This window comes from Actinoallomurus sp. NPDC052274 (assembly GCF_040679475.1).
Lineage (GTDB): Bacteria > Actinomycetota > Actinomycetes > Streptosporangiales > Streptosporangiaceae > Actinoallomurus > Actinoallomurus liliacearum.
Map to the genome: position 1 here is coordinate 1 of NZ_JBFAUT010000167.1, position 1,105 is coordinate 1,105.

The 1,105-nt window shown below is 59.9% G+C and carries 2 protein-coding genes; both read left to right on the forward strand.

The genetic code is table 11. The features are described from left to right. On the forward strand, nt 1-677 hold a 677-nt coding region (locus AB0K82_RS44685), incomplete at its 5' end, for a divalent metal cation transporter (RefSeq protein WP_364409887.1). Between the two features lie 47 nt (nt 678-724). Further along, nucleotides 725-1,105 (forward strand): universal stress protein (locus AB0K82_RS44690; RefSeq protein ID WP_364409890.1); only part of this gene is annotated, 381 nt, incomplete at its 3' end.

The following is a 1,105-nucleotide window of genomic DNA, read 5'->3' on the forward strand; positions in this document are numbered from 1 at the left end:
AGGCATCCCAGGAGGTCGAGGAGGAAATCGATCGCGGCCTGCTTGGGCGAGGTGATGAGAGACCACGGTTGCCTCGCTCTTATATGCGGGACATGCGGATCGATACCGCCATCGGGATGATTTCGGCCGAACTTGCCCAATGGTTCATCATCATCACCACCGCATCCGTTCTGTTCGCCCATGGTGTAACGAACATCAACACGGCTGCGGATGCCGCAAGGGCTTTGGAACCCCTGGTAAAATCGTTCCCTAATTCCGGCCAGATCGCGCGCGATATCTTTGCGGTCGGTATTATCGGCCTGGGCTTGCTCGGCATTCCCGTGCTGGCGGGCTCCGCGGCTTATGCGCTGGCCGAAGCGATGAATTGGCGGGAAGGCCTTTCAAAGCGGCTTGGCGAGGCCAAGGGTTTTTACGGTGTGATCATCGTATCGACTCTGGTCGGTCTCGCGATGAACTTTATCGGTATCGATCCGATCAAGGCGCTGGTCTTTACCGCCGTGTTCAATGGGATCGCGGCGGTGCCATTGCTTTTTCTCATTGCCTGGATCAACGGTAGCGAGGCCATCCTGGGTGAGAACCGGGGAGGTATCGTCTCCAGCACCTTCGTGTGGCTGACATTCGGGGTGATGGGGCTGGCGAGCGCCGCCTTGCTTTATACCACGCTTGCACCCCAGTGAGACGCCCGGCCCGCGCGAGCGCATGCTCATTTTGAGTGAGGTTGCCGATGACCATGATCAAGGATGTTCTGGTTCATGCGGATGCGACCGAAGGGGGCCGATCGCGTCTTCGCTATGCATTCGACCTCGCAGCAAAGCATCAGGCGCGTTTGAGTGCGGTGCACGTCATCCCACCGGTCGACGTGCCGCCGCTTTACCGCCCAAGCGCGCTCGGGAGGGTCGAGCAGGCGTTCGAACGGCGCAATATCTATGACGCGAAGGCGTCGGAAGAACTGTACCGGAAGGAAGCCGCCGTCCATTCGGCGGAGTCGCGCTGGAAGACGCTCTCAGGCGGCGTCGCCGAACATCTGAGCGAGGAGGCGCGCCATGCCGATCTCGTGATCGTGGGTCAGTATGAATCTGAAGGAAGTGCGGAACGCCATCCCTCG